Raw genomic sequence first — 23,353 nt, forward strand, 5'->3', positions numbered from 1 at the left:
CACGCATAACAGCGTGAAATCAATGGCTTATGTTTGTGATCGAGTCAAAGTTCGGCCTAGCCAAGTCCGGCCAGGCTGATGAGATTACGCGTGTTGAAAGTGTTCTCCGCATAGGTCTACGGATCACTTGACCGGTGCTTGTTATGCCTGAGCAACTTGGGATCTGTTTGTGGCGATGGGTCCGGGAATAAAAATGGCATGCCGGCGGTCTATTAACTGTCGGTCACGGATTGCGGATACTGCAGGAATTTGACAATGGCCGATCCAGTCAACGCGCAGCGCTTTGAGAAGCTCGTGTTACCTCATATGAATTCGGCCTTCAATGTTGCGCGATGGCTGACGCATAACGATCAGGATGCCCAGGACGTCGTACAGGAGGCGTACCTTCGCGCGTTCAGATTTTTTGGCGGATTCCGCGGCGAGGATGCCCGCGCCTGGCTATTGAGTATCGTGCGCAACACCTTCTACACGTGGCACCAGCAGAACCGCGGCCACGCGGCGGACACCACGGAGTTCGAGGAAGATATGCATAGCCTTGAGACGAGTACCGCGGAACACGACGACAGCCCTGAGGCGATGCTCATACGCAGCCAGAGCCAGAAGCGGGTGCATAAGGCGCTGCAGAGTTTGCGGCTGGAATACCGGGAGGTGGTCGTGCTGAGGGAGCTTGAAGAATTGTCGTATAAGGAAATCGCCGCCATCGTGGGCATCCCGATGGGCACGGTGATGTCTCGCCTCGGGCGCGGACGCCAGCAACTCGCGGCGCTGCTGGCACCGACGGATCAGGAGGCGTGATGGACCACGAACAGTCGTTTGAACTACTGCCAGGCTATATCGACCAGGAACTGAGCCTGTCCGAGGCGCTCGAGTTCGAGCGCCATCTTTCCGGCTGCGAAGAGTGTCAGCGGGCCTACGAGGAGCAGCGTCAAGTCAGCGTGCAGCTCAGACAGGCTCATTTGCGCGTAGAGGCGCCGGCGGAGCTGGTGAAACGTATCAAGGCTGCGTTGCCAGGCCGGCGCTCGCTCTGGCAGCGGCTGGGCGACCGATTTGGTCAATGGAGCGGTGGTGGATCGTTGGGCTGGGCTCCGGTTGGCGCGATGGTGATGAGTGTGGTCGCCTTGAGCTGGAGCGCGGGGTTGTACTTCTCGGTGCCATCGAGCGAGACGCGCCTGACTCAGGAGCTCGTGGATAACCATATCCGTTCGCTGCAGTTCAATCACCTCTCCGATGTGATTTCAACCGACAAGCATACTGTCAAGCCCTGGTTCAATGGCAAACTGGACTATACCCCGCCCGTGGTTGATCTTGCGCAGCAGGGGTATCCGCTGGTCGGCGGTCGGTTGGACTACCTGAATGGGCGGTCAGTAGCTGTGATGGTCTATCGCTACAAGCTGCACCCGATCAATCTTTATGTATGGCCGGGTAGCGACGCGGGCGCCACGCCTCACATATACGAGCAGCAGGGCTATCACCTCGCCCACTGGAGTGCTGCAGGGATGAACTACTGGGCGATTACCGATGCCGGCGACAACGAGTTGAACAACTTCATCGTGGATCTGCGTGCGCATGCCGCATCCTAGCCGTCGCAATGCGGTAGGCGCACGGTTCCCTGCCGCGTTGCATTAGACACAATCAGGGCAAGGAATACCACAAGCTTTACTCACATCCTCAGCTCGTGCTGTCTTGAGATAGCCTGCTGCTTGCGGCGGACCATCTCGCGTGTGGCGAGCATGCTCACCGGCTTTTCCACGTTGGTGGGCCTGTTACGTAAGATCGCGTGATGAAGAAATCGAAATCGCTTTATCACGGCCACCGCTTCCCGGCAGCGGTCATCAGTTGCGCCGTGCGCTGGTATTCCACTTTCAGTTGAGCTTGCGCGACATCGAAGAGTTGCTGTTCGGCCGCGGCGATGTCGTCAGCTACGGCCCCGAAGGAAGTCCCGTAGGGATGAACCAATTCGGCGCTGGTGCGACAAGCTACCAAAAAGGGTGCGAGTCGGGAATAAGACGGACACTGCTGTGGTTTCCTCAGTGTACGCCGCACGGTTGACAAGTTCTGGCATACGGCTAGTGACCAGCCCACCGGCGTGAATAGTGAGGCCGAAGTGGAAGAAGATGAGCATGAACATCGCCGAGAAGTCCCTGCGTTTCCTGGTAGAAAAATGGCTCGCGCCCACTCCGACGATGCGGATCCGCGTAGTCCAATCTGGTCGAATGGGCTTACACAAGAGACGCTATGTGCGCATTGAGGCCTCGGCTGCGACCGGTTCGCGTGCAATTTTTTCTTTCGGCACGACGACGGTTCGTGGTGTGTGTTTTCGCCTGCGATCGCGCGGCCGGCAATGACGGGTTATCGGCTTGCAGCGTAAGAGGGCTATAAGGCAGAAGGAGCATCAGATGAAAACGGAAACGACAGCTTTCCTGAGCCACCAGGAAATCTTTGACCGCGCTGCTATGCACTTGCAGCAGCAGGGTCGGGCGGGTCTGTTACAGCGCGGCGGTGGCGCCTACTGCGGTTACCTCGGCGGTGCCCTGTGGGTCGCCTGATCCAGCCGCGCGATTACAGCACGACGATGGAGGGGGTGCCCGTTCGATTTCTCGCGAAGGCGTCGAACGAGATTCCCGCTTATATGGATGCCGGGGTCGCAGCGTTGAAAAAGGCTCTACTGCGCGCGCACATCAATGTGTATGACCCGACAACGATCGCTTTGCTGAGTTGCCTGCAGAACGTCCACGACGTGTTTGGCACGAGGGAATGGCAGGAACGTCTGATTTCCATCGCTAGACAGTTCGGCTTGAATACCGAGCGAGTGACTTCGGCGATCTGGCGCATCGCCTCTTGACCCGAGGAAAGTGTGCGAGCAGGGACTGCCCGTAGCACGATTGCCCCTCGGAGAAAAGGGTCCGGCGCGACAAGAACAGCAGGTCGAGTGGCGATCATATGATAGGGATAACGTCCCTCATCCAGGAGAGCTAGGCCGCACCCTGATAAGCTCGGCAGCGCAGCAGCATCTGACGAAATTCGCCAATTCTGTTAGCAGTATTCCTTGGTCATGCTAGCTAAAAGACCCCGAAGACCACCGACAAATAAAGCCGTCAGCCAACAAACGCAGCATTCTGGCGTATTGCGTTTCAGTGACGGTCGCACGGCCGATTGTTCATTAATTTTGCTAGCGCGTTGTACGTGCCCTTTAATTCCGCTAATGCTTCGGATGGTCAGCCGCGCTGGTAACTATGACGCACAAATAGCGATGGTGGTCCGAACGGATTGAATGTGGCCTGTTTGGGGCCTGCGCGACAGGCCGTCGGGAAAAGGCGTTTAACGCGTAGTCGCGTAAAGTGGCGTGTGAAGGCAGCATGCCACCGCGCTAGCAAAATTAACAAACTTCAACATCAGGTCCGCTGACAGCTTCCCGGTAACCTTGCTACCTTGCTTTCGTAGTAGGCGACGGACTCACTCTGGACATACACCGCCATATGCTCTCGACCAGAAAAATGGTTGCGAGGCTCATGGACCAGGTCGGGCCGCGCGACGACAAGCGTGGCCGGGTGATATTCAACGACCGACTAGCCGCCTCGGAAACCGCCGCAAGCACGCCGCGTCGGGGAAGCAGGAAAATGTATTCCACATGCTGGTGCCGGGCCGTCGAATACCCGGCTTGTGCCACTCGACAAATTGCCGATGTCTGATCGAGAGGGGGAGGGTAGAGCATGTCGCGCTTTCCCAGTTTTCGGAGGTTGCGGCCGGCGGGAGTGCGATCGGTCCGGCTGACCACCGGGTTGGTGCTGTTCACCTACGTAGGCACGCACCTCCTGAATCACTCGCTGGGGAATATCTCACTCGCCTGGATGGAGCGCGATCTGCTTGTGCAGAAGTTCATCTGGCAGGGATGGCTTGGAACGGGCGTGCTGTACTGCGCGCTGGTGACGCATTTCTTCCTGGGTCTGTGGGCTCTGTACGAGCGGCGCTCCGTGCATTGGAATCCGGGTGAGGTGTCGCAGCTCGTCCTCGGCTTATGCATACCGCCCTTGCTAGCCAACCATCTCGCGAATACGCGGGTCGCGTTTGCCGAGTTCGGCCTGAACAAGGGTTACGCGCAGTTGCTGTACTCGTTCTGGATCGCTTCGCCGTTCTTTGGCCGTGCGCAGCTGATGCTGTTGGTGGTCGCGTGGCTGCATGGATGTTTCGGCATCTGGTTCTGGTTGCGGTTGAAACCGTGGTTTGGAGCGTGGCGGAGCGTGCTGCTGAGTGTCGCGGTGCTGCTCCCGGTGCTCGCGCTGCTAGGCTTCTTGCAGGGCGGACGGGAAGTGATCGCGCTTGCGCAGGATCCCGTCTGGCGCGCCGCGGCGACTCGGCCGACGATCATCGGGACGGGATTGCAAAATCTCTGGCTCGCCGATCTGCGCAACGACTTTTTGCTCTTCGATGGTGGTGCGCTGCTGCTGGTACTCGCAGCGCGGCTGGTGCGCACGGTGCGGGAGCGCCGCGTCGGGCGGCTCTGCATTGTGTATCCAGACGGGCGAAAGGTATTCGCGCCGCTCGGATTTTCGGTGCTAGAGGCTAGCCGCATGGCCGGCATTGCCCATGCTAGCACGTGCGGTGGCCGCGCCCGATGCACGTTGTGCCGGGTGCGCGTGCTCAGCAATGTAGCGCTGCCCGCGCCGGCCGAGGCGGAGCGGCGTGTTCTGGAGCGGCTGGGAGCTGACTCACAGACCGTGCGCCTTGCCTGCCAGTTGCGGCCGATCCATGATCTCTCCGTGTGGCCACTGGTGCCGCCGGGCGCATCCACGGCTTTCTTGCAACGGCGCCAGCGGGACGTCATGCCGCAAGAGCGATTCGCGGCCTTCATGTTTGTGGATATGCGCAATTCCACACAGCTTGCTGCGGCACAATTACCGTTCGACAGCATATTCGTGGTCAGTCGCTTCCTGAGTGCGGTCTGCGCCGCAGTGGTCCAGGCGGGTGGCCTGCCAAACCAGTTCCTGGGCGACGCTGTGCTCGCGATCTTTGGCTTACGCAGCGAGCCGGCCGCCGCTTGTCGCCAGGCGCTCAGCGCGGTGCCGCTGGTGGCAGCCAATATTGACGAACTCAACGCTGCGCTCGAGCAACAGCTGCAAGCGCCAATCCGGTTTGGCATTGGATTGCATTGCGGCCGGGCCGTAATGGGTGAGATTGGGTTTCGCGAGCATGTGACGTTCACGGCGATTGGCGACCCTTTGAACGTGGCCTCGCGACTTGAGCAGTTGACAAGAGAGATCGGTTGCGAGGCTATCATCTCGGAACAGGTGTTCCAGAATGCTGGCGTTTCGGCCTCAGGCCTGCCGCAGCTTGCTGCACGTCTGCGAGGCCACAATGACCCGGTGTCCGTCCGTGTGCTGTCCAAGGCGGTACAGATGCCTCGAGCCTGACACTTTGAGATATTGCTCGGCACTCAGCGCACGCAGCGAAAAAGGGGGAGTGTCTACCGCGAGTTGGCGCCAAACGGCTGCGCGTTGCTGACTCTTGATGCTGAGGATGTCGATCTCCTTGGAGGCTGACGTTTACCCACAAGTAGGAGTCATCCGTCTTGTCTGAATACCCGATACATCTGGGTAATTTCATGCAGGGCAAGAAAGCCGCGCCACATGACAGTGGGTCCGGGTGGGCGGTCGTGTTTGCGATTCAGATAGCCACCGAGCCTGGCGATCCATAGCACAGCCTGGGCCAGCGACGGAGGTTGGGCAGGCAGTTTGGTTGTGTTGTGCGTGCGGCAGTACAACGCATGCCACTCGATCGGCTGCAGCAACACGTCACATGGCAAATCGCTATCAAGGCGGGCGAGCAACGTCGCGTACATGATGCGCCAGCCGATCACCGCAAACAATGCAGTGGCGCGCACAAAGCGATCGAGGTTGGCGAATTGGCGCGCCTCGACGCGACAGCCGCTCTTCAGGACCCGATGCCACGATTCGATCGTCCATCGGCGTGCGTACCACGCCAGGCGTTCAAGCGCTTCTTCACACGTGTGCGTGGGCACCGAGCTCAGCAGCAGCCATTCGAGAGGCTCGACGCCTTCGGTGACATCGGTCTCCAGCGCATGGATCACGAAGACTTCAGCATCCACAAGCCTGTCGCGGCGACGGTGACCGGGCGCACGCAGCCGCACCGGCGCACAGCGCAGCATCAGCCGGGCGGTACGCGCCGATCTCGCACCAGTGGCAGGCAACTGAAGTTGCGTCTCGCCCAACACGGGTGCCACCGCAATAGCTTCCCACAGATATTTTTCTGGGTGATCGACACTACGGTTCCACGACGCACGGACCAGCCAGTCCACACCAGTTGGCCGCTCGGCTATGAACACGTCGTAGACGTCGCTTTCACGATCACTTACAGCGACGATGTGTGTATCCGGACAGCGCGTCTTTAGTGCAGCAAGATGTTCGAGGCCCTCGAGCCATTTCACACTCTCCTTCTCGCGGATGGGCTTGTGCCGGCGCTGTCGTCCCTTGCCGTACTCATCAGGTGGTCGTACCCAGGTCTTCATGCCCAGCACGCCCAGAGGTAAGCCCTCGGGCGCTACCGCAAGCAGACTGTGCATCATGAAACCACGCAGATTGTTACCAGTGCCATGGCCCATTCCTTCGGTCGCGCAAAGATGCGACAGATTGAATTCGGTCGTGTCCTGCACGGCCAGTACGACGGGCATCTGTTGCATGCGGCCAAGCGTTTGACCGATATGCGCAGCGAGCACCCCGTCAGGATCAACCTTCCGGTTGTCGAAGAAGCGGTACGCGGCCTTGAGCCCAGGGCCATCAAGCGACTGCGGGAACGAGCACTGCGGGCTCTGCGACAGCTGGCGCGCCAGCGTAACCAGACGCTGCGTCAGACGCGCATCGCCCAGATTAGCCGCGCCAAATTCGTCGTTTGCCCAGTCGTCCACATCATCCACATCCGTCATCGGTTTCCCACCGCAAAGAGCCACCGATGCGAAAGTTAACATCGCCGTGCGCAGTTCACAAGCACGGCAAAGCAACCTCATCTCCATGCAGATCTGAGATGTGGGTAATCGTCAGCCTTGGAGGGGAGGGGACGGAACTACGCCAAGAAGGGGCAGCCTGTCGTGATCGAACTGACCTTGCTCGATGTTCCGACGGGTTTTAACGCCCCAAACTTCCATGCGTGCAGGGGCATCGTTCCCGGTGCCGTATCGCGGGTGAGCTTCACGCCGAACAGGACAGGCGAGCTACTTTCCTGTGCAACGTCTGCTGCGGCGCGTGACATGAGGACGGGAACGGCACGATCGTGGTGACTTAGGATCGACCGAAACGAAGGCACGCAGCGAATCGAGTTCGAGCACGCGGCGCGGGGAACTGGGTTCGCCACGTCGTGCACCTGGGCAGCACTGATTGCCGACAGGCGCCACCCCAAATCACTGCGGTCGTGTCGTGCGTCGCGACGACGTGATCAGAACGTGTGACAGATACCGCCCCGACCCGCTGCCGAGCTGATTTGACGGACGGTCAATGTTTTTATTGAAGGCGCGGGAATATCCTGCGAGGAAACAGCGTCTATTCATTGCAGATCGCACAACAAGCTCAGGAGTCTGCAATGAAGAAATTTTCCATGATCGCCATTTCTCTGGCGGTTTTCACGTCGTCGAGCGCATTTGCTCAAGGCAAGACCTTGCGCCGAGGTCGATCAGGAACTGATCGAACCGCAGCAGAACAGCCTGAACTGCATTACCGGAACCTCGTACCCGGACGCCAACCCGATGTTCACGGCGCAGGTCGCCCGCATGAAGCAGCAGTTGGCGCAACAGGATGCAGCCACAGCGAACAGCGCCACCAATTAAACAACAAGCGCATTGTTCCGACTGCCCAGGCGTATCGGATGTTGCGCGAGCTATGAAGCAAGCAGCGAACGGAAGTTGGGAATAAGGAAACCGGCTCGGCTGTTTTGTTATGCAGAGCGTCGTTCTGACTAACCAAGTCGATAGCAGGCCTCACGCTTTCGATACCTTAACGAGCGTTGACATGAAAATATTCTTCGAGAGGGTGAGCGTGAAGCAAGCGTCGATGGCATTGAGGGCACTTCTGCTGGCGGTGTTGTGTATCGCCGCGGGCAGCATCGCGGCGAAAGGTCTCAGTTCTTACGACGATATCAACGCGCCCGAAAATAGCCTGCGGCTGATGCCGCAGGCTGCACGCGGCAGCGAGTATCCCACCCACGGTAATCGCCAGGCCGGAGAGCTGAACCTGAACCCGATGGATCCGCGGGCGCAACTCGCCAATGGTTTGCCGAACAATACGCAGTCAGGTGGGTACGGATCGCCGCTCGCCGGTGTAAGGACTTATGTTCGGCCGCAGTCGGCGAATTGAGCGGCAAGGCGGATGGCGCCAGGGTACATCAGCGCTTCGGCGGGCATCAAGGAGCCGTTCGCGCGTGTCCGCGGACGTCTTTGATTCAGTAGGAGTACCAATGCACAAATCGGTAGAGCGATCACTCGCCATCCTCAGTCACGTTCGACGCGATGCCCGGTGTGCCGCCGAGCAGGAATAGTCACTTATGTCGCGGTCGCGACGCCAGCGCTATCGTGACGCTGGTCGCACAAGGATGAAAGCCATGAACAAGCATGCCGTCTACGCGGTCCTTGCGCGTGGGTTGTGGATTGTGGTGGTTGCGGTGGTCGTTGCGTGCACGCCGCTCCAGGTGGTCACGCATACCGTCAGCCAGTCTGAAACGCGCGTGCCGCCGGGTCAGTACGAGCTCGATCCGCACCACTGGAGCATCACGTTCGACGTCGATCACTTCAAGTATTCGCGCTTCACGATGCGGTTCGATCGCACGACAGCACAACTCGACTGGAGTGAAGGCGGACTCAACAGGAGTTCAGTCGCGACGACCATCGATGCCGCCAGCGTGGATACCAACGTGCCGCTCCTCGACAAGCTGGTCAAAGGTGCTGATATGTTCGACGTGGCGCGCTATCCGCAGATCCGCTTCGTGAGCACGAGTTTCGAACGTACCGGAGACGCGCGCGGCACGTTGACCGGCGATCTGACGATCCGCGGCACCACGCAACCGGTGACGCTCGACGTGACGTTCAACGGCTTCGCACCCGATCCGCTGACGAAACGGGATACGCTCGGCTTCTCGGCAGAAGGCCATTTCAGCCGCGGGAGCTTTGGACTATCGACGTGGTTCCCAGCCGTAGGCGATGACGTGCACGTGCGGATTCAGGCGGAATTTGTCCGGCCACTCGCAGGACCTAAGCGCGCTGCGGGCGTGCCGGACGTGTCGTTCAATAGCGGATCAAACGGTCCAGTCTAGGGTCATCTTGCCGCTTTCACCTGAGAGCATCGTCGCGAACACGCAGATCCAGCCATCATCCGCAGTCTCAAATCATGGGCTTGCAAGAACGGCCGGGACAGGTGGTAATCGGGGGCGTAGCTGGACTCGACATTGAGGAGGCTTTCGATGGCTGCAAAGAACAGAGAACGGCCGAGCGGGCAGAAGACGATCGCACTCGCACTGCAAGGCGGCGGGATGCACGGAGCGTTCGCCTGGGGCGTGCTCGACCGACTGCTGGAGGACGGCCGGCTTGAAATTGAAGGCGTCAGCGCGACCAGTGCAGGTGCGATGAATGCCGCCGTGCTGGCCTACGGTTTACTAAAGGGTGATTCCGAAAATGCGCGCCAGGCGCTGCACGACTTCTGGCGCGCCGTTGCACAATCGGCAGAGAGCTACAACCCCTTCGGCAAGATAGCATGGTTGAAAGGAACCCAGACGTTCGGGCTGGACCACTCGCCCATATACTTACTGGCGGACATCATTCTTCGCATCTTGTCACCGTACCAATTCAATCCCTGCAACATGAACCCGCTGCGCGAGATATTGGAGCAACACGTCGATTTTGCCGCGCTGCGCAGACATTGCCCCATACATCTATATCTATGCGCAACTAACGTCGAGACCGGCAGAATACGCATCTTTTCTGGCCAGGATATGTGTATAGAGGCGGTGCTTGCTTCGGCCTGCCTGCCAACACTGTTCCAGGCGGTAGAGCTCAACGGCGAATATTACTGGGACGGAGGCTATGTTGGTAACCCGGCAATTTTCCCGTTGATCTATAACTGCAGAACACACGATGTGGTGATTGTCCACATCAATCCGATTGTGCGCCCCGGCGTACCGACCAAAGCGGCCGACATCCTCAACCGCATCAACGAAGTGAGTTTCAATTCGTCACTGATGCGTGAGATGCGCGCAATCGCCTTCGTCACGACGCTGATCCAGCAAGGCAAGGTTGAGCTCGGCGAGATGAAGGAAATGTTGATCCACTCGATTCGGTCCGACCAGACAATGGCCGCACTCGGTGTGTCGAGCAAGTACAACGCCGACTGGGACTTCCTCTGCTCGTTGCGTGACAAGGGACGGACCGAGGCCAGAGCATGGCTCGATGAAAATTACGACCACATCGGCCAGCGATCGAGCGTTGACGTCAGGCAGCAGTTTCTTTAGGCAAAAGACCGTGATTGAAGGAGTGCGAATGTGCCGTTTTCCATGCGCTTGCCACGCTTGTACATGCGCCGCGCGGAGGCGAAGCCTTGCTCGATGCGCAAATCGCTATGGAGACCGCTGCGTGCACTTCAACTCGCGTGAGATCCAACCTTAGAACCATCGTCAGGGCAGCGTTATTCCATCCATTTTTTCGGTTCGAAGCTGGAATAAAATGCGAGCGACTTCGGTAAAGGCCAAGAGAGCATGCCAGCGATCAAGCAGATGGTCCACCTGCAAATTCGCGGTGCATGAACGAAATGCGCCAACCCGGCGCGAGCCTGAAGACGGGAGAGCACCGCGATGCTCGAGAGCAAGTCCACCAGCAAAGAGAACTCACCCCAGCCGCATATCGAGGCAGCATCCGACCTCGCGCACCGGTGGACGCAGGGCGTTAGGGATGCCAAAAATCTGGTCCAGGACACCTTTCTCCGCGAGTCCGTTTCTTCGACGGTTTCCATGGCGACAATGCGCTCGGATGGATGCTCGCGATTGGGGCGCAACACCTCGTTCACCGAATGGCAACGACGGCGCCAGATGGCCCAGCGCCCCGTAGTTAGACGGGTTCCGTCAAGCCGATCACAGAGTTCTGGCGCGAACCACGTCGGATTCGTCGCAACATGTAAGTCATTCGAAACCCAAGTTGTTCGTCGCGCCGATGCGCTCCCTGTCCAGTACTCGTGTATGCCTGAGGTCGATGATGAAATCGCTGCTGAGTCACCATGAGATCGCCATTCTGTTTCTACTGCTCGATGCGCCCAACCAGGTCGCGCCTGGTGATCCAGATGCGATCGCTCTTCAAGAAGCGAGCCTCGTCGAAATCGTGTCTACGGCTTTCGACGATGGCAGATTTCGGCTGACGCCGGCAGGGGCGGAACTACTGCGTCGTCTTGGCATGACAGCGGGTTGAAGTACAAATTGGTTCGCGCCGCAAATGGCGGTCGCACGGGTTGTATGCGCCGATCGTCGTCGGTCAGAGAGTGAGCTTCTGATGGGTGCACCGCTATCCAGATGGTCATGTTTGGCCGCTCTTACGGGTGCTAGCTCACGTTGCCCTCGACGGCGCGCTCATCTGCGGGGCTGAGCTAAGAAAAGCGTAAATCCGGGGAATATACCGCTGCTCGCGAGAGTTATGTCTGTATGGCAGTGCTGAATGTGCGGCGCTTGCCATATCGACCTTAACCTTCGGGGTGAGCCTTGCGACGGAAGGTGCCGTGCATCCGAACCCCATTCCAGCAGGAGTCTAGAATGAATAAGTCCCGCATCCTTTGCGCTCTGTGCGTCGTCTTAACGCTTGCATTTTCGTCGCTGGTAACGGCCTGTTCATCGGAGAGTGGCATGGGTGCGTCCGGCACCAGCAGCAGTGCAGGCGGCTACTGAGCGCCACAGCCAGATTGACTTCCTGGTCCGGCCTGCCGCTCGTCCAATTTTTAAGTGATTCGAGTACTCCGCAGCGTACCTTATGGGGGCACCGCGGGATGGCGTACGCGCCAACGTGGGTCGGACCTGCGCAATTTTGGTATCGAGAGTATCGAGCGTGCTCGAGCGGTGAGCTTTTACAGGCGCGGTCGCTGAATTCCTGCCATGACGCCGACTAGTCTTGACAAAGCGGTCGCCAGCGGCACCCGTTGCGCTGCGATTGCCGCACACCAATGCCGGCGTCACCCTGCCGCGCCGTGTACTCTGGACGCCACCGCCGACGGTCGCAGCGTGCTGTTCGAAGCGGATGCGCGCACGCCCGAGAAAAAGCTGGTTGCATGCTCACGGTTAGAGGTGCGGACGCTCGGCCGCCACAGCTCATATGGGCGTTGTTGCATAAATCCGTCTGCAGAGAGTCGGGCTGACGTTTACGCGCAACAGTCAGGACGGTACCGCTGTTAACTTCGTGTCGGACTGCGTAGATTCTCGCCTTTTGGGCGCGAAGATGCGCAAGGACGAACGCAAGACGAGCGAGCCGAAGGGCGTGTACCGCGTCAGGAATTGGCCGGCATACAACGCGGGCCCGATTGCACGAGGGGATGTGACGATGTGGATCGACGAGGGCGTATTGACGAACACGGCTGCATCCGGGGCGCGCAAGCGTGGCCGGCCATGCTTCTATGCAGACGCCGCAATCCAGATGCTGCTTGGGCTCAAGCAGGTTTTCCGCCTGCCGTTGCGAGCGCTTCAGGGTTTCGCGCAAAGCCAGCGTGACCTCGCTTTCTCCGGTTTGCCGGTGCCCAATTACACAACGATGAACCGCCGCGCGCAGAAGCTGGAGGTGGTCCTGCCCGCTCTGCGCAACGGTGAGCCCCTGCATCTGGTCGTCGACAGCACCGGCCTCAAGCGGTACGGCGTATGCGCAAGTGAAGAGCCATTTCCTGATACTCGCAGGCTGTGTTAAAGCGGACACCCCTACAAACACAGCAGAGGATCTGCTCAATGACAGCAAGACGAACGACCATCCGGCAACTGCCGCTGACCGAGGTCGTTGATCGCCACACACCCGGCGCGACGCCGGTCAGCATCACCACGCACGAGGGCGGCACTATCTATCACACAGTCCCGCTCGCAGACCCCGATACCGGCAGGCGGCGTAGTGACGCATCAAATTCGATCGTGGTTCTGTGACACCACTGAACGGGTCAAGGGCGGGCGAAGCCCGGCGAAGTGAACCCTTGACGCGCGATGGGTTGACACGCTCTAGCATGGTCGGACGCTCGGCTTTATCGGGCTTCCGACCATGCGAAACCTGTGGCGAAAGATGGACACTCCGACGGTCGTTCTGTCCACTTTTTGGGCTGATCTGATGGACACTCCGCAGACTGCTGATACCAGCATTTTCAAGGCTCCGGCTGATGTCCATTGTTTTTTTCTTGCGCGTAACGGCGAAGGTGAATGGAAGGTGCGCAAGCATGGGTACTCGAAGCGCCGTACCTGGCGCAAGGTGCATCTGGCAATGGATGCGAAGACCGGTCAGATATGCGCGGCGTTGATGACACATCAGGATGTCGACGACGCCAGCGTGTTGCCCGAACTGCTCGACCAGATTCCGGCTGACGTCCCGCTCGAAATCGTCGGCGGCGATGGCGCGTACGACACGAAGCAGGCCCATGCGGTGATCGCTGCGCGCGGTGCTCAACCCTCGATTCCGCCGCGCGAAGGCGCGATGCCCTGGCTGGAGAACACGCCTGGCGCAGGCTGGCGCGACGAGGCCATCGACGCGATCTCGAAATCCGGTCGCCCGGAATGGAAGAAATACAGTGGCTACCACCGCCGCTCGCTCGTCGAAAACCTGATGTACCGGCTCAAGACGCTAACGGGAAATCGCCTGTGGGCGCGACGCATCGGCTCGCAGACAACCGAAGTCGCGATCCGCGTGGGCGTGCTCAACCGCATGATGGCTCTCGCTCGTCCGCACTCCGTTCGCATTGCCTGAATTCAGCATCAAAGGACCACCTTTGCCCTCAAATTCAATTTATGCAACAACGCCGCTCATATGCTCAAGCGCTCGAACTCCAGGTCGGCTTTTGTCACTGGCCAACCGATCTCGCCTTACCGTATAGGGTGGTTGATCTAGGATCGACAGCCATCAATTCAGCCTCTGCGACTGCGCAGCAACCAATACGTTTTGTCACTCAAGGCTGTGGGACAGCGGCCATCACCAGAGCCCGTCATGCTGTACACTGCCATTTCGCATTACTTGACATAAAAGGAATTGCCAATTTTTCGTCTGTAGGAGCAAAGTTGAAATGTCGTACTACGACATTTCAATCTGGCCTCGACATCGTCTTTGATCTGGTACGAATCGTAGTCTCCTACGACCTCTCATTAGGTCACGATTCGGTGGGCGTTAGCCGAGGAGGGCGGAGCCCCAGTTTGACCAATCGCGACATTCGGCCGACAACTTGCTCACGCCGATCTAGTTTCCCCCTCGATCCGGTGGCGTCAACATGGCGTCTTCACGGTAAGCCAAAACCGTATGCGATGCGCTCACCGCGGCATGGTGCCCAAAACCGGCGGTAGCCTATCCTGCAATACCTCGATTTCAGTGCGCTTTACAACCCCGTCAGTTAAATCCCGTGAGCAAAAATGTGTTTGCAGAAAAATTGAGCGAGCAGTCCAGTGAAACCGGTGTGTGAACCGAGTGCGAACGCGGTGCAAAGGCGACAGAAAACGTGAAAGCGCTCGGCGTCTCCTAGTCGCCGGAGGTGCGGATCGTGTCCGTTACCTGTGCGTCGTCCAGCGAGTAGAAAAAGCGTAGCGCGTGAACAAAGGATGCGCTTCGCGGATAAATAAAATACGTATCTCGGACGAATAGAAAAACAAACACCGAAGCATCGCGGCAGTGTCAGATGTGGACAGGGTGAGGCCACCGGCTACGCACCTTGCGCGATATCGTGAAGATGGAAGAATAAACTGGCCGCGTCGCGCGCCAAGAAAATCGACGCGGGGAGGCGTATCGGAATGCGAGGAAGTGACACAGGGCGCTTTCGGATGCGTCGTGGTCACCCGTCCCGGGAGAGATAACAAAACGAAACAGACCACTTCCCGGACAAGTCGTGGTGCGGGCTGTCCTCGGACTTGCGCCGCAACAGTTGCTGGGCAGTGTCGTATTCCATACGCAATCCCGGCCGATAGAAATGCGTAAGGGAAAGCCGTTGCATCGCTACGACAGGGCACAAAAAGTGTGTCGTTCCGATAATGTCCAGTGCGTTCCGTGGTGTTCCGGGAAGCTATTCGCGGCTAAAAAAAGATGGTTGACGCGCGATAAGCGGATTAGCAAGATGGCTTAAATGCGATGCATTAGCTCGATACCTGAGATTGTGACGGCCGCGTTTCGGAAGCGTTTGAATGTACCGATCACCGGTTCTGATCCGGGCGGTAGATCGGGCCGGCCAGACGGTGGATTTCATGCTAAGAGCAAAGCGAGACGTGGCTGCGGCTAAAGCCTTTTTCACCAAGGCCATCAAGCATCAAGACCAGCCGCCTGAGACGATCACACTGGATGGGTATGCTGCCACGCACCGGGCGGCGGGTGAGATGAAGGCCGATGGCCTGCTGCCTGAGGACACGAAGGTCCGGACCTCGAAGTACCTCAACAACCTGATCGAACAGGACCATCGAAACATCAAGTCCAGAACAAACATGATGCTCGGCTTCAAACGGTTCAGGAGTGCCGCGACCACGATTTCAGGCATCGAGTTGATGCATCGCATTCGCAAGGGGCAGTTCGACCTCTGCGTTCTCGGACTCAAGGACACCGTAGCGCCCTCCGTTTGGAATGCTATCCTCATTCAATCAATAGGGTATCCATATTTATAAGAAGCATCTCAGCCGAACCGGCTATTTGCACCAGAGCGACTAAAGTCGCCTGGGCTCAGCAAACCGACAGACGACGCTCCGAGCACCCGGCATGGAGCGTTCGTCCGACTTATCCTGTTCAGCGGATGATCGTCAGAACTTGTGTCGAATCCCGACGTCGACCAGCATCTGGTTCCGGCCTGACGAACCGGACAGATTGATGAAGTTCGCATGCGCGTTGTTTCCCGCCGCGTGCTGGACCATGTACTGCGTGTACACGTCAGTGCGCTTGGAGAAGGCGTAGTCGAGCGTCGTGCTGATTTGATGCAGCTTGATGTCGCCGATCTGGGTCAGAGCGTAAGCGGCGCCGGCGCTGATGTCAGGACGGATAAAGTACGTGAACCCAAGATGGCCGTTCCGGAACAGCCCATTCGCGACGTCCGTACCTCGCACGCCCGCATAGAGCGCCTGCGTGTACATGGCGTAGATGAGTCCTCGGGAGTACGCGTAGCTGGCGCCGACGCCCATCGAACGCAGATAGCTCCCGCCAATCACCACCGTCGCCGTGGGCCGGCCGGTCAGGCTCGAAATGTCCAGCGTGGTGCCGGCCACCTCCACATAAGCTGCGCCGACGCTCCACGGTCCGCGCGTGTAGTTCACCCCGGCGCTGTACGAGCGGCCCGTGCCGTTGATATTCCCCGCGAGATTTGAGAACGCGTAAGCGGCGCCGAAGTGCAGCCCATTCCAGTCGGGCGACTGGTATTTCACCGCATTGGCGACGCGCAAGCTGTTGGCGCGATCGTTCCCGAACGGATGGTCGGCGTAGTTCCCAAGCAGGTAGGTGGAGGTTTCGTATTGGGACAGCGTCGTGCCTAACATGTCGTACTGCAGGCCCGCGGTCAGCGTGCCCAGCTTCTTGTCGCTCAGGCCCACGAACGCCTGACGGCCGAACAGCGCGCCGCCTTGACCGGCCGCGCCGGTCTGCGTCGAAAAGCCATTTTCGAGGACGAACACCGCCGACGTGCCGCCACCGAGATCTTCAGTACCTCTGAAGCCCAGCCGGTTGTTCTGGATCGTGCCGGTCAGCGCCGAGAACTGCGTCTTTCCGCCGGCGTTGCTCAGATATCCGTATCCACTCGGCACGGATGTGCAGGCGGGCGATGTCATCGCTGAAATCATCGATCCTGCGACGGCGCGAACGCAGATTCGCGCGCTGCGTCCTGAACGGCTTTACGCCGCTGTGTCGAATCGGCTGGTGCGGCCGAACGACATCGTGATCAAGATCGCGGCGAATGATTTTGTACGCATTTGATTGCGGATAGGCTCTGTCAAGTTGATGGGCGTACACTGCCTGTGTGGCTCAAGCGTAGTTATCCTTATTAGATTACTTTCTCGGCTGCGGCAATGACAGTCCAACCATGTCATGCGGCGAAGCGTTCCCGGAGTACCGCACGATAATATGCCGCGTTCATCTGATGTCTGGGCAACGCGAAGTGCTGTCGGATCGGGCCGAAGCATGATAGAAACGCCTGCGTGCGACGCGCGTCACGAAAGCCGCACATCTGGCGTTCGCGCCTGCGGGTCGGCTGGTGGCTGTTCTCGGCACGGTTGTTCACGCGTGCAGCCGCTTTGACAAATACGTGCTTCACATGAGCGAGCTCGGGAATGTCAGCCTCCGCCGCCGGATAGCTGCGCAGCTGGTCAGTAACGATCTTGCGTGGCCCCGGGTTTGAACGCAGCACCCTTCGGAAGAAGCGCTTTGCCGCAGCCTTGTCGCGCCGCTTTTGCACCAGCACGTCGAGTTCAGCACCATGTTCATCGACATCGACACACACGCTCCTGTCTCGGCGACACTCCCTAATCCCGATTGTAGGGAATCGATGAAAAAAGCGTCGGAATGCTGATCGGGCGAAAGACGCTTAATTAACGACTAAGTAACCTAGAACGACGTCCAGAACGTGGTGTAGTCGTTCGACCTTGGCTTTGGCGCTGGTCAGATCGCGGGAAAAGATATGGCCGAGCGTGTGTTTGTTCGATAAATAGAAATAGCTAAGCGAGGCAATGGAAATATAGAGCTGGACCGGGTCCACGCCGCTTCGAAAGATCTTCTCCTTTTGCCCCTGGCGAATCACTTCGCCCAGCGTTTCAATCAGCGGCATGTTCAGTGATTGGAATTGGACCGAGTTTTTTACATGAACGCCATGATGTGCGTTTTCAGTGTTTAATAGTCCGATGAACTCCGGGTGCTCCAGGTAGTAGTTCCAAGTGAAGGACACGAGCGTTCGGATAGCGTCGACCGGTGATTGGCTTTCCAGATGCAACTCCCTCTCGGCACTGCGAATGGACGCATACGTATTTTCCATCACGGCAACAAACAAATCGTCCTTACTATTGAAATAGTAATAGACCATTCTTTTGTTTGTGCCGGCGCGCTCGGCGATCCTCTCGATACGTGCTCCTGCGATTCCAAGCTCAGCGAACTCTTGGGTCGCTGCATCCAGAATCTGGGCGCGCGTTCGGTCTGCGTTGCGCGTGGCCTTCTCCGCCTTTAGCCCCTCTGGGGCATCGCTTGCTAGCATTGGTTCGCCTGTAGCTGGGACAGATCTCTGTCCACGAGTATTTAACGACATAGCTTAATTACTGTCCGGCGGGTTCGTACGGGGTTGAGCCGAAAAGCGGGATGCTGGCAGCGCTAGGCCGCATCGTCCGCAGGCCATTTTGATCATACCTTGCAATGCTCGGGCCCGCTGACGCTTCAGATCCGCATCGTGAGCGCATTCAGCATCTCTTGTGCGTTAGAGTTCGAGCCCAAACAATTCGACAGCGTTGGTGCGACCAATTCGGAGGCGCTCTTCGTCCGAAATCTGAGCCCTGTCGAACCAGTCTCCCCCATCAAGCATGCTCATCCATGGGTGGTCCGACGAGAAGCACACGCGATCAACGCCTACAGTTTCGGCTACGTTCATCATTGCCCGAGTGTCGAAAAACCCTGAAGTAGTAAAGACGAAATTCGACTTCAGATACCCATAGATATCCTTCTTCAAGGTGCTTTGCGGGACCTTTTGCGAGTACGTCTTCGAGATGCGCCACTGGTAGGCCGGCAACGCTTCACCAAGGTGACCAAGGCAGATGATCAAGCCAGGGTAACGATCGAACACGCCGCTTGTGATCATACGTAGTGCGTGAGTTGAACATTCAACGAGGAATGCCCACGTTGCTGCGAGCAGCTCTGGATGCCCGGCGAACATTACCTGTTGGCTCGCCAACGGATTGCGCGGATGCAGGTAAATCGGCGCACGAAGTGCCTGGGCTCTCTCCCATAGAACGTCGTAGCTCGGATCGTCGAGGTACTTGACCGTTTCACTGTCGCCAATGTTGGAGAAACTGTTGATCAGCGCGCCGTGAAATCCCAGCGTCTCGACGGCCCTCTCAAGTTCATCGGCGCTCGCATAGGGATCTTGTGTCGGAAGCGCAGCGAACCCTCCAAGCCGCTTTGGATGTGCATCGACAATTTGCTTTAGCTCGTTGTTCGACCGTATGGCTTTATCGGCGCTGATGGGTCCGCTCGCTTCGGCCTGGAGACCGGGGGAGTTCAAAGAGAGAATCGCATATTCGATCTTCGCCTGATCCATCAAATCAATGCGCCCTGAGCCGACTTCGAGCAGACCCTGGTAGACCTTCGGCGCACTGATCGCGGTGATGCCAGAAGGAAGATCGCAGAAGCTGGGGGTGAGGAAATGTTCTTCAAAGGCGACCTTCCATGGCTTGGAAAAATCCAGTTCGGGCTTTTGCTGGACGGTTTGTCCTGGGTTCGAATTCATTGTCCCTCCTGTCTTTAGTTGATATCCAAATCCTGTTGACCGTGCTCGCATCGCAATGTCGTGCCACGTGCGCCGCAAGGGAAGAGAGGCGGTGAATCCGGCGCGACGCAGCTCGGCGGCTTGAAGCCTCGCCTCGTCGCTCCACGAATCTCTTACGCGCTACTGGGAAATCGCCGTTTGATTTCAATAACTACCGAATGAGTAACATTAAACCACAATCACAGGCCTAAGGTGTTGGGAAAGTGCGTACGTAGGGTTCAAAAATGAGCGTCGTTTGCTGCTGATTCCGCAAAGCGTACCGATTTCAGCGGCGAAAACACGTTGATCGGGTTTTTAGGTGTTAACCATAACGTGAATTAAATTGATGATTGTGGAATGATCGCATCAGCGGTGGGGCTTCTGTTGACCCCCCTTGGATCGATGGCATGTCGGCGACGGCAAGCCACGCGATCGCTCATTCCATTTTCATTTGCAAGGAGCATCAAATATGGCAACGCACCGCATCGGAATCGTCATGCATGGCGTCACGGGTCGCATGGGCATGAATCAGCATCTGATTCGCTCGATCGTCGCGATTCGCAAGCAGGGGGGCGTGGCGCTAGCCAACGGCGATCGCCTGATGCCTGATCCGATCCTGGTGGGACGTAACGAAGAGAAGATCGCGGCCTTGGCGAAGGCGCACGGAATCGAGCGCTGGACGACCGACCTCGACATTGCGCTGGCCAATCCGGATGACACGATTTTCTTCGACGCAGCCACGACTCAGGCGCGGCCCGGCCTGCTCAAGCGTGCGGTCGCGGCCGGCAAGCACATCTATTGCGAAAAGCCGGTTGCAACCAACCTTCACGAGGCACTGGATCTCTGTCGGGCTGCGAAGGCAGCGGGCGTGAAACATGGCGTGGTACAGGACAAACTCTGGCTCCCAGGTCTTAAAAAGCTTCAGCTCCTCAATGACGCCGGCTTCTTTGGCAAGGTGCTCTCGGTCAGGGGTGAGTTCGGCTATTGGGTGTTTGAGGGTGACTTGCAGACGGCGCAACGGCCGTCCTGGAACTACCGTGACGAAGACGGCGGCGGGATCATTCTCGACATGCTCTGCCACTGGCGTTACGTGATCGACAACGTGTTCGGCAAGGTCAAGAGCGTGTCATGCCTGGGCGCGACCCACATACCAAGTCGATGGGACGAGCAAGGCAAGGCGTATCGGGCAACGGCGGACGATGCCGCGTACGCGACGTTCGAGCTCGAGAATGGTGTCATCGTGCAGATGAACAGTTCGTGGTGCGTTCGCGTTCGCCGCGACGACCTAGTGACCTTCCAGGTGGACGGCACGAATGGCTCGGCCGTTGCGGGCCTCACCGATTGCTACACGCAATCACGGGTTAATACACCGAAGCCGGTGTGGAACCCCGACTTGCGCAACACGCATGACTTCATGGCCGACTGGAGTGTCGTTCCCGAAACCAGTACAAATGACAATGCGTTCAAGGTGCAGTGGGAGCTGTTCCTGAAGCACGTATGGGGCGAAGGTGAGTTCCGTTGGAATCTGCTGGAAGGTGCAAAGGGCGTCCAGTTGGTGGAGCTTGGACTACAGAGCTGGCGTGAGCGCCGTTGGGTGGACATCACTCCGCTGGAGGCCTGAAATGACTCGTCTGAATCTCTTGACGAAGTCGGGACAGCCGGAACGCTACACGCTTGAGGGCGTGCGGACCTGGAAGGCTCCCGAAAAGGCCGCGTTCAATCGAGTCGTGTATTCAGCGGCGCATGTGGTGGCCGATCCTCGTCAGTCTCACGACCCGTGGGAGAGTCCTGCTATCGACTGGGACGCTACCTTGAGGTATCGGGAGCGGCTCTTCGGCCTGGGGCTCGGAGTCGCCGAGGCCATGGACACGGCTCAACGCGGCATGGGCCTGGACTGGCCCACTTCCCTTGAGCTCATCCGACGCAGTGTCGCCATGTCCAGCGATTACCCGGGTGCTTTGGTGGCTTCCGGTGCCGGCACTGATCAACTGAGCCTGTTGCAGCCGCTGACGCTCGAAGCGGTGAGTGCCGCTTATGAAGAACAGGTGGCCGCGATTGAAGCTGCTGGCGGTCGTCTCATTTTAATGGCGAGCCGCGCGCTCGCGGCGGTGGCACGTTCATCCGACGACTACGAGCTTGTGTACGGAAAAATCCTTCAGCAAACTCGGGAACCCGTCATTCTCCATTGGCTCGGCGAGATGTTTGACCCCGCGCTCGCGGGTTACTGGGGTACGAACTCCGTCGATGAAGCGATGAATATCTGCTTGCGAGTGATCGAGCAAAATGTAGGGAAAGTGGACGGGATCAAGATCTCGCTGCTGGACAAAGAGAAAGAAGTCGCCATGCGACGCCGGCTTCCTGCCTCGGTGAAGATGTACACCGGCGACGACTTCAATTATCCGGAACTCATTGAAGGTGACCGTCTCGGGTACTCGCATGCCCTGCTGGGAATTTTCGATGCCATCGCGCCCGCCGCATCGAGCGCGCTCCAGGCGCTGGCGGCAGGAGACAACGCGAGGTTCAACGCCATTCTCGCGCCAACGTTACCCTTGTCCCGTCACATCTTTTCGGCGCCGACCCGGTTCTACAAGTCGGGTGTGGTGTTCCTCGCATGGCTGAACAACCACCAGAATCACTTCACGATGGTTGGCGGCCAGCAAAGCGCGCGCGACGCCATTCACTACAGTGAGCTTTTCCGTCTGGCTGACAAGGCCGCTTTGTTCGACGACCCGGCCCTTGCTGCGTCGCGCATGCATCAATTCATGGCAGTCCAGGGAGTCGAGTAATGACAAGTCTTAACCGTCCTGCAGACCCCGGGCTCCTCTCGATCAACACGGCGACGGTACGCCAGCGGTGGGGACTAGCCGAAATCATTGACGGGTGCGCGCGTCACGAAATCCGGGGTATTTCTCCTTGGCGGGACCAAGTCAAGGCGCTCGGTTTGAAGGAGGCAGCTCAAGCGATTCGCGCCAACGAACTCGTCGTCACCGGTTACTGTCGTGGTGGGATGTTTCCGGTGTCCTCTGAGGCGGACGCCCCGGCCGTGCGCGACGACAACCGGCGTGCGGTCGACGAAGCCTGTGAACTGGGCGCGCAATGCCTCGTCTTGGTCGTGGGCGGGTTGCCGGGCGGGTCGAAGAACCTGGATGACGCCCGCAGGCAAGTTCGCGACGGCATTGCCGAACTGCTCGACTACGCCGGCAGCCAGAAAATGCCGCTCGCCATCGAACCGCTCCATCCGATGTATGCCGCAGACCGGGCATGCGTCAACACGATGGCGCACGCGAACGACCTGTGCGATGAGCTTGGATCTGGCCTTGGAATCGCGCTTGACCTTTATCACACGTGGTGGGATCCCGACCTGATGGAGCAAATCGAGCGGGCTGGCAAGGAAAGGCTGTTGGCTTTCCATATTTGTGACTGGCTCGTGCCGACGCGAGATCTGCTGCTGGACCGCGGAATGATGGGCGACGGTGTCATCGATATTCGCAAATGGCGTCACGCGGTCGAGCGGGTCGGATACGTAGGGTTCCATGAAGTGGAGATATTCTCCTCGGAAACCTGGTGGAAAAAAGATCCTAACGAAGTCTTGGCTACATGTAAGGCTCGACACATTGAGTGCTGCTAAGAACGGATCATTGCCTCAATAGCATTTATGTGGACCGGAGCTCAAGGTAGCGCAGGTACTTGTTAGC

At 58.4% G+C, this 23,353-nt stretch carries 17 protein-coding genes and 6 pseudogenes; 18 read left to right on the forward strand and 5 right to left on the reverse strand.

Features of this window, described 5'->3' with window-relative positions; translation table 11 throughout:
- The first annotated feature begins 255 nt into the window (after positions 1 to 255).
- The 6 genes and pseudogenes from M0D69_RS14205 to M0D69_RS14230 all read left to right on the forward strand — a co-directional run bounded on the left by M0D69_RS14205 (position 256) and on the right by M0D69_RS14230 (position 5,408).
- Positions 256 to 795 carry a sigma-70 family RNA polymerase sigma factor gene (locus M0D69_RS14205; protein WP_062091395.1) on the forward strand — a complete coding sequence of 180 codons (540 nt, stop codon included), beginning with the start codon at positions 256 to 258 and terminating at the stop codon, positions 793 to 795.
- Complete coding sequence (locus tag M0D69_RS14210) at positions 795 to 1,580, forward strand: anti-sigma factor (protein ID WP_301782623.1); 786 nt, start codon at positions 795 to 797, stop codon at positions 1,578 to 1,580. The genes M0D69_RS14205 and M0D69_RS14210 overlap by 1 nt, the downstream gene beginning before the upstream one ends.
- Positions 1,581 to 1,780: 200 nt before the next feature.
- Positions 1,781 to 1,923, forward strand: a pseudogene (locus M0D69_RS14215) (IS6 family transposase); the annotation flags it as partial.
- A 197-nt stretch (positions 1,924 to 2,120) separates the two neighbouring features.
- A pseudogene (locus M0D69_RS14220) lies at positions 2,121 to 2,368 on the forward strand (hypothetical protein).
- 28 nt (positions 2,369 to 2,396) lie between these two features.
- Positions 2,397 to 2,842 (forward strand): annotated as a pseudogene (locus M0D69_RS14225) (hypothetical protein).
- 868 nt (positions 2,843 to 3,710) lie between these two features.
- Positions 3,711 to 5,408 (forward strand): adenylate/guanylate cyclase domain-containing protein, encoded by a 1,698-nt coding sequence (locus tag M0D69_RS14230; protein WP_301782624.1) that lies wholly within the window; start codon positions 3,711 to 3,713, stop codon positions 5,406 to 5,408.
- A 149-nt stretch (positions 5,409 to 5,557) separates the two neighbouring features.
- Here the strand turns inward: M0D69_RS14230 and M0D69_RS14235 are convergent, their stop codons facing one another.
- Positions 5,558 to 6,937, reverse strand: coding sequence for an IS4 family transposase (locus tag M0D69_RS14235; protein ID WP_301782625.1), 1,380 nt, complete (start codon positions 6,935 to 6,937; stop codon positions 5,558 to 5,560).
- Between the two features lie 650 nt (positions 6,938 to 7,587).
- On the opposite strand from M0D69_RS14235, the gene M0D69_RS14240 reads away from it, so the two are divergent.
- The 9 genes and pseudogenes from M0D69_RS14240 to M0D69_RS14280 all read left to right on the forward strand — a co-directional run.
- Complete coding sequence (locus tag M0D69_RS14240) at positions 7,588 to 7,887, forward strand: hypothetical protein (protein ID WP_367619711.1); 300 nt, start codon at positions 7,588 to 7,590, stop codon at positions 7,885 to 7,887.
- Positions 7,888 to 8,054: 167 nt separating this feature from the next.
- Entirely contained in the window at positions 8,055 to 8,357 is a 303-nt protein-coding gene (locus M0D69_RS14245; protein WP_301782724.1) for a hypothetical protein, read from the forward strand.
- A gap of 235 nt (positions 8,358 to 8,592) precedes the next feature.
- Entirely contained in the window at positions 8,593 to 9,309 is a 717-nt protein-coding gene (locus M0D69_RS14250; protein ID WP_301782626.1) for a YceI family protein, read from the forward strand.
- A gap of 147 nt (positions 9,310 to 9,456) precedes the next feature.
- A complete protein-coding gene (locus tag M0D69_RS14255; protein WP_301782627.1) occupies positions 9,457 to 10,500 on the forward strand; it encodes a patatin-like phospholipase family protein in 1,044 nt (347 codons plus the stop codon).
- A 736-nt stretch (positions 10,501 to 11,236) separates the two neighbouring features.
- Positions 11,237 to 11,446 (forward strand): hypothetical protein, encoded by a 210-nt coding sequence (locus M0D69_RS14260; RefSeq protein ID WP_301782628.1) that lies wholly within the window; start codon positions 11,237 to 11,239, stop codon positions 11,444 to 11,446.
- A gap of 1,014 nt (positions 11,447 to 12,460) precedes the next feature.
- Positions 12,461 to 12,871: pseudogene (locus tag M0D69_RS14265) on the forward strand (transposase); the annotation flags it as partial.
- Positions 12,872 to 12,957: 86 nt separating this feature from the next.
- Complete coding sequence (locus M0D69_RS14270; protein WP_301782629.1) at positions 12,958 to 13,146, forward strand: hypothetical protein; 189 nt, start codon at positions 12,958 to 12,960, stop codon at positions 13,144 to 13,146.
- Positions 13,147 to 13,324: 178 nt separating this feature from the next.
- Positions 13,325 to 13,954, forward strand: a complete 630-nt coding sequence (locus M0D69_RS14275) for an IS5 family transposase (RefSeq protein WP_301782630.1) — start codon at positions 13,325 to 13,327, stop codon at positions 13,952 to 13,954.
- Between the two features lie 1,439 nt (positions 13,955 to 15,393).
- Positions 15,394 to 15,840: pseudogene (locus tag M0D69_RS14280) on the forward strand (DDE-type integrase/transposase/recombinase); the annotation flags it as partial.
- 132 nt (positions 15,841 to 15,972) lie between these two features.
- On the opposite strand, the gene M0D69_RS14285 reads toward M0D69_RS14280, so the two are convergent.
- From M0D69_RS14285 to M0D69_RS14300, 4 genes and pseudogenes are all read right to left on the reverse strand, one after another.
- A complete protein-coding gene (locus M0D69_RS14285) occupies positions 15,973 to 16,986 on the reverse strand; it encodes a porin (protein ID WP_301782631.1) in 1,014 nt (337 codons plus the stop codon).
- Positions 16,987 to 17,240: 254 nt separating this feature from the next.
- A pseudogene (locus M0D69_RS14290) lies at positions 17,241 to 17,642 on the reverse strand (DDE-type integrase/transposase/recombinase); the annotation flags it as partial.
- A 96-nt stretch (positions 17,643 to 17,738) separates the two neighbouring features.
- On the reverse strand, positions 17,739 to 18,398 hold the full coding sequence (locus M0D69_RS14295; protein ID WP_301782632.1) for a TetR/AcrR family transcriptional regulator: 660 nt from the start codon (positions 18,396 to 18,398) through the stop codon (positions 17,739 to 17,741).
- Positions 18,399 to 18,614: 216 nt separating this feature from the next.
- A complete protein-coding gene (locus M0D69_RS14300) occupies positions 18,615 to 19,640 on the reverse strand; it encodes an amidohydrolase family protein (RefSeq protein WP_301782633.1) in 1,026 nt (341 codons plus the stop codon).
- A 487-nt stretch (positions 19,641 to 20,127) separates the two neighbouring features.
- On the opposite strand from M0D69_RS14300, the gene M0D69_RS14305 reads away from it, so the two are divergent.
- Genes M0D69_RS14305 through M0D69_RS14315 form a run of 3 tightly spaced genes read left to right on the forward strand, consistent with a single transcriptional unit; the run spans position 20,128 to position 23,286 of the window.
- Positions 20,128 to 21,279: a Gfo/Idh/MocA family protein gene (locus tag M0D69_RS14305; protein WP_301782634.1), complete on the forward strand. Its 1,152-nt coding sequence runs from the start codon at positions 20,128 to 20,130 to the stop codon at positions 21,277 to 21,279.
- Position 21,280: 1 nt separating this feature from the next.
- Positions 21,281 to 22,444: a dihydrodipicolinate synthase family protein gene (locus M0D69_RS14310; RefSeq protein WP_301782635.1), complete on the forward strand. Its 1,164-nt coding sequence runs from the start codon at positions 21,281 to 21,283 to the stop codon at positions 22,442 to 22,444.
- Positions 22,444 to 23,286 carry a sugar phosphate isomerase/epimerase gene (locus tag M0D69_RS14315; RefSeq protein WP_301782636.1) on the forward strand — a complete coding sequence of 281 codons (843 nt, stop codon included), beginning with the start codon at positions 22,444 to 22,446 and terminating at the stop codon, positions 23,284 to 23,286. Before M0D69_RS14310 ends, M0D69_RS14315 begins: the two co-directional genes overlap by 1 nt.
- Positions 23,287 to 23,353 lie beyond the last annotated feature (67 nt).

Source organism: Caballeronia sp. SEWSISQ10-4 2, from assembly GCF_030464885.1.
Taxonomy (GTDB): domain Bacteria; phylum Pseudomonadota; class Gammaproteobacteria; order Burkholderiales; family Burkholderiaceae; genus Caballeronia.

What these genes read in the sequence shown, in the direction of transcription:
- M0D69_RS14205 (WP_062091395.1), top strand. Translation starts at nt 256, where the DNA reads ATGGCCGATCCAGTCAACGCGCAGCGCTTTGAGAAGCTCGTGTTACCT.
- M0D69_RS14210 (WP_301782623.1), top strand. Translation starts at nt 795, where the DNA reads ATGGACCACGAACAGTCGTTTGAACTACTGCCAGGCTATATCGACCAG.
- M0D69_RS14230 (WP_301782624.1), top strand. Translation starts at nt 3,711, where the DNA reads ATGTCGCGCTTTCCCAGTTTTCGGAGGTTGCGGCCGGCGGGAGTGCGA.
- M0D69_RS14235 (WP_301782625.1), bottom strand. Translation starts at nt 6,937, where the DNA reads ATGACGGATGTGGATGATGTGGACGACTGGGCAAACGACGAATTTGGC.
- M0D69_RS14240 (WP_367619711.1), top strand. Translation starts at nt 7,588, where the DNA reads ATGAAGAAATTTTCCATGATCGCCATTTCTCTGGCGGTTTTCACGTCG.
- M0D69_RS14245 (WP_301782724.1), top strand. Translation starts at nt 8,055, where the DNA reads ATGGCATTGAGGGCACTTCTGCTGGCGGTGTTGTGTATCGCCGCGGGC.
- M0D69_RS14250 (WP_301782626.1), top strand. Translation starts at nt 8,593, where the DNA reads ATGAAAGCCATGAACAAGCATGCCGTCTACGCGGTCCTTGCGCGTGGG.
- M0D69_RS14255 (WP_301782627.1), top strand. Translation starts at nt 9,457, where the DNA reads ATGGCTGCAAAGAACAGAGAACGGCCGAGCGGGCAGAAGACGATCGCA.
- M0D69_RS14260 (WP_301782628.1), top strand. Translation starts at nt 11,237, where the DNA reads ATGAAATCGCTGCTGAGTCACCATGAGATCGCCATTCTGTTTCTACTG.
- M0D69_RS14270 (WP_301782629.1), top strand. Translation starts at nt 12,958, where the DNA reads ATGACAGCAAGACGAACGACCATCCGGCAACTGCCGCTGACCGAGGTC.
- M0D69_RS14275 (WP_301782630.1), top strand. Translation starts at nt 13,325, where the DNA reads ATGGACACTCCGCAGACTGCTGATACCAGCATTTTCAAGGCTCCGGCT.
- M0D69_RS14285 (WP_301782631.1), bottom strand. Translation starts at nt 16,986, where the DNA reads ATGACATCGCCCGCCTGCACATCCGTGCCGAGTGGATACGGATATCTG.
- M0D69_RS14295 (WP_301782632.1), bottom strand. Translation starts at nt 18,398, where the DNA reads ATGCTAGCAAGCGATGCCCCAGAGGGGCTAAAGGCGGAGAAGGCCACG.
- M0D69_RS14300 (WP_301782633.1), bottom strand. Translation starts at nt 19,640, where the DNA reads ATGAATTCGAACCCAGGACAAACCGTCCAGCAAAAGCCCGAACTGGAT.
- M0D69_RS14305 (WP_301782634.1), top strand. Translation starts at nt 20,128, where the DNA reads ATGGCAACGCACCGCATCGGAATCGTCATGCATGGCGTCACGGGTCGC.
- M0D69_RS14310 (WP_301782635.1), top strand. Translation starts at nt 21,281, where the DNA reads ATGACTCGTCTGAATCTCTTGACGAAGTCGGGACAGCCGGAACGCTAC.
- M0D69_RS14315 (WP_301782636.1), top strand. Translation starts at nt 22,444, where the DNA reads ATGACAAGTCTTAACCGTCCTGCAGACCCCGGGCTCCTCTCGATCAAC.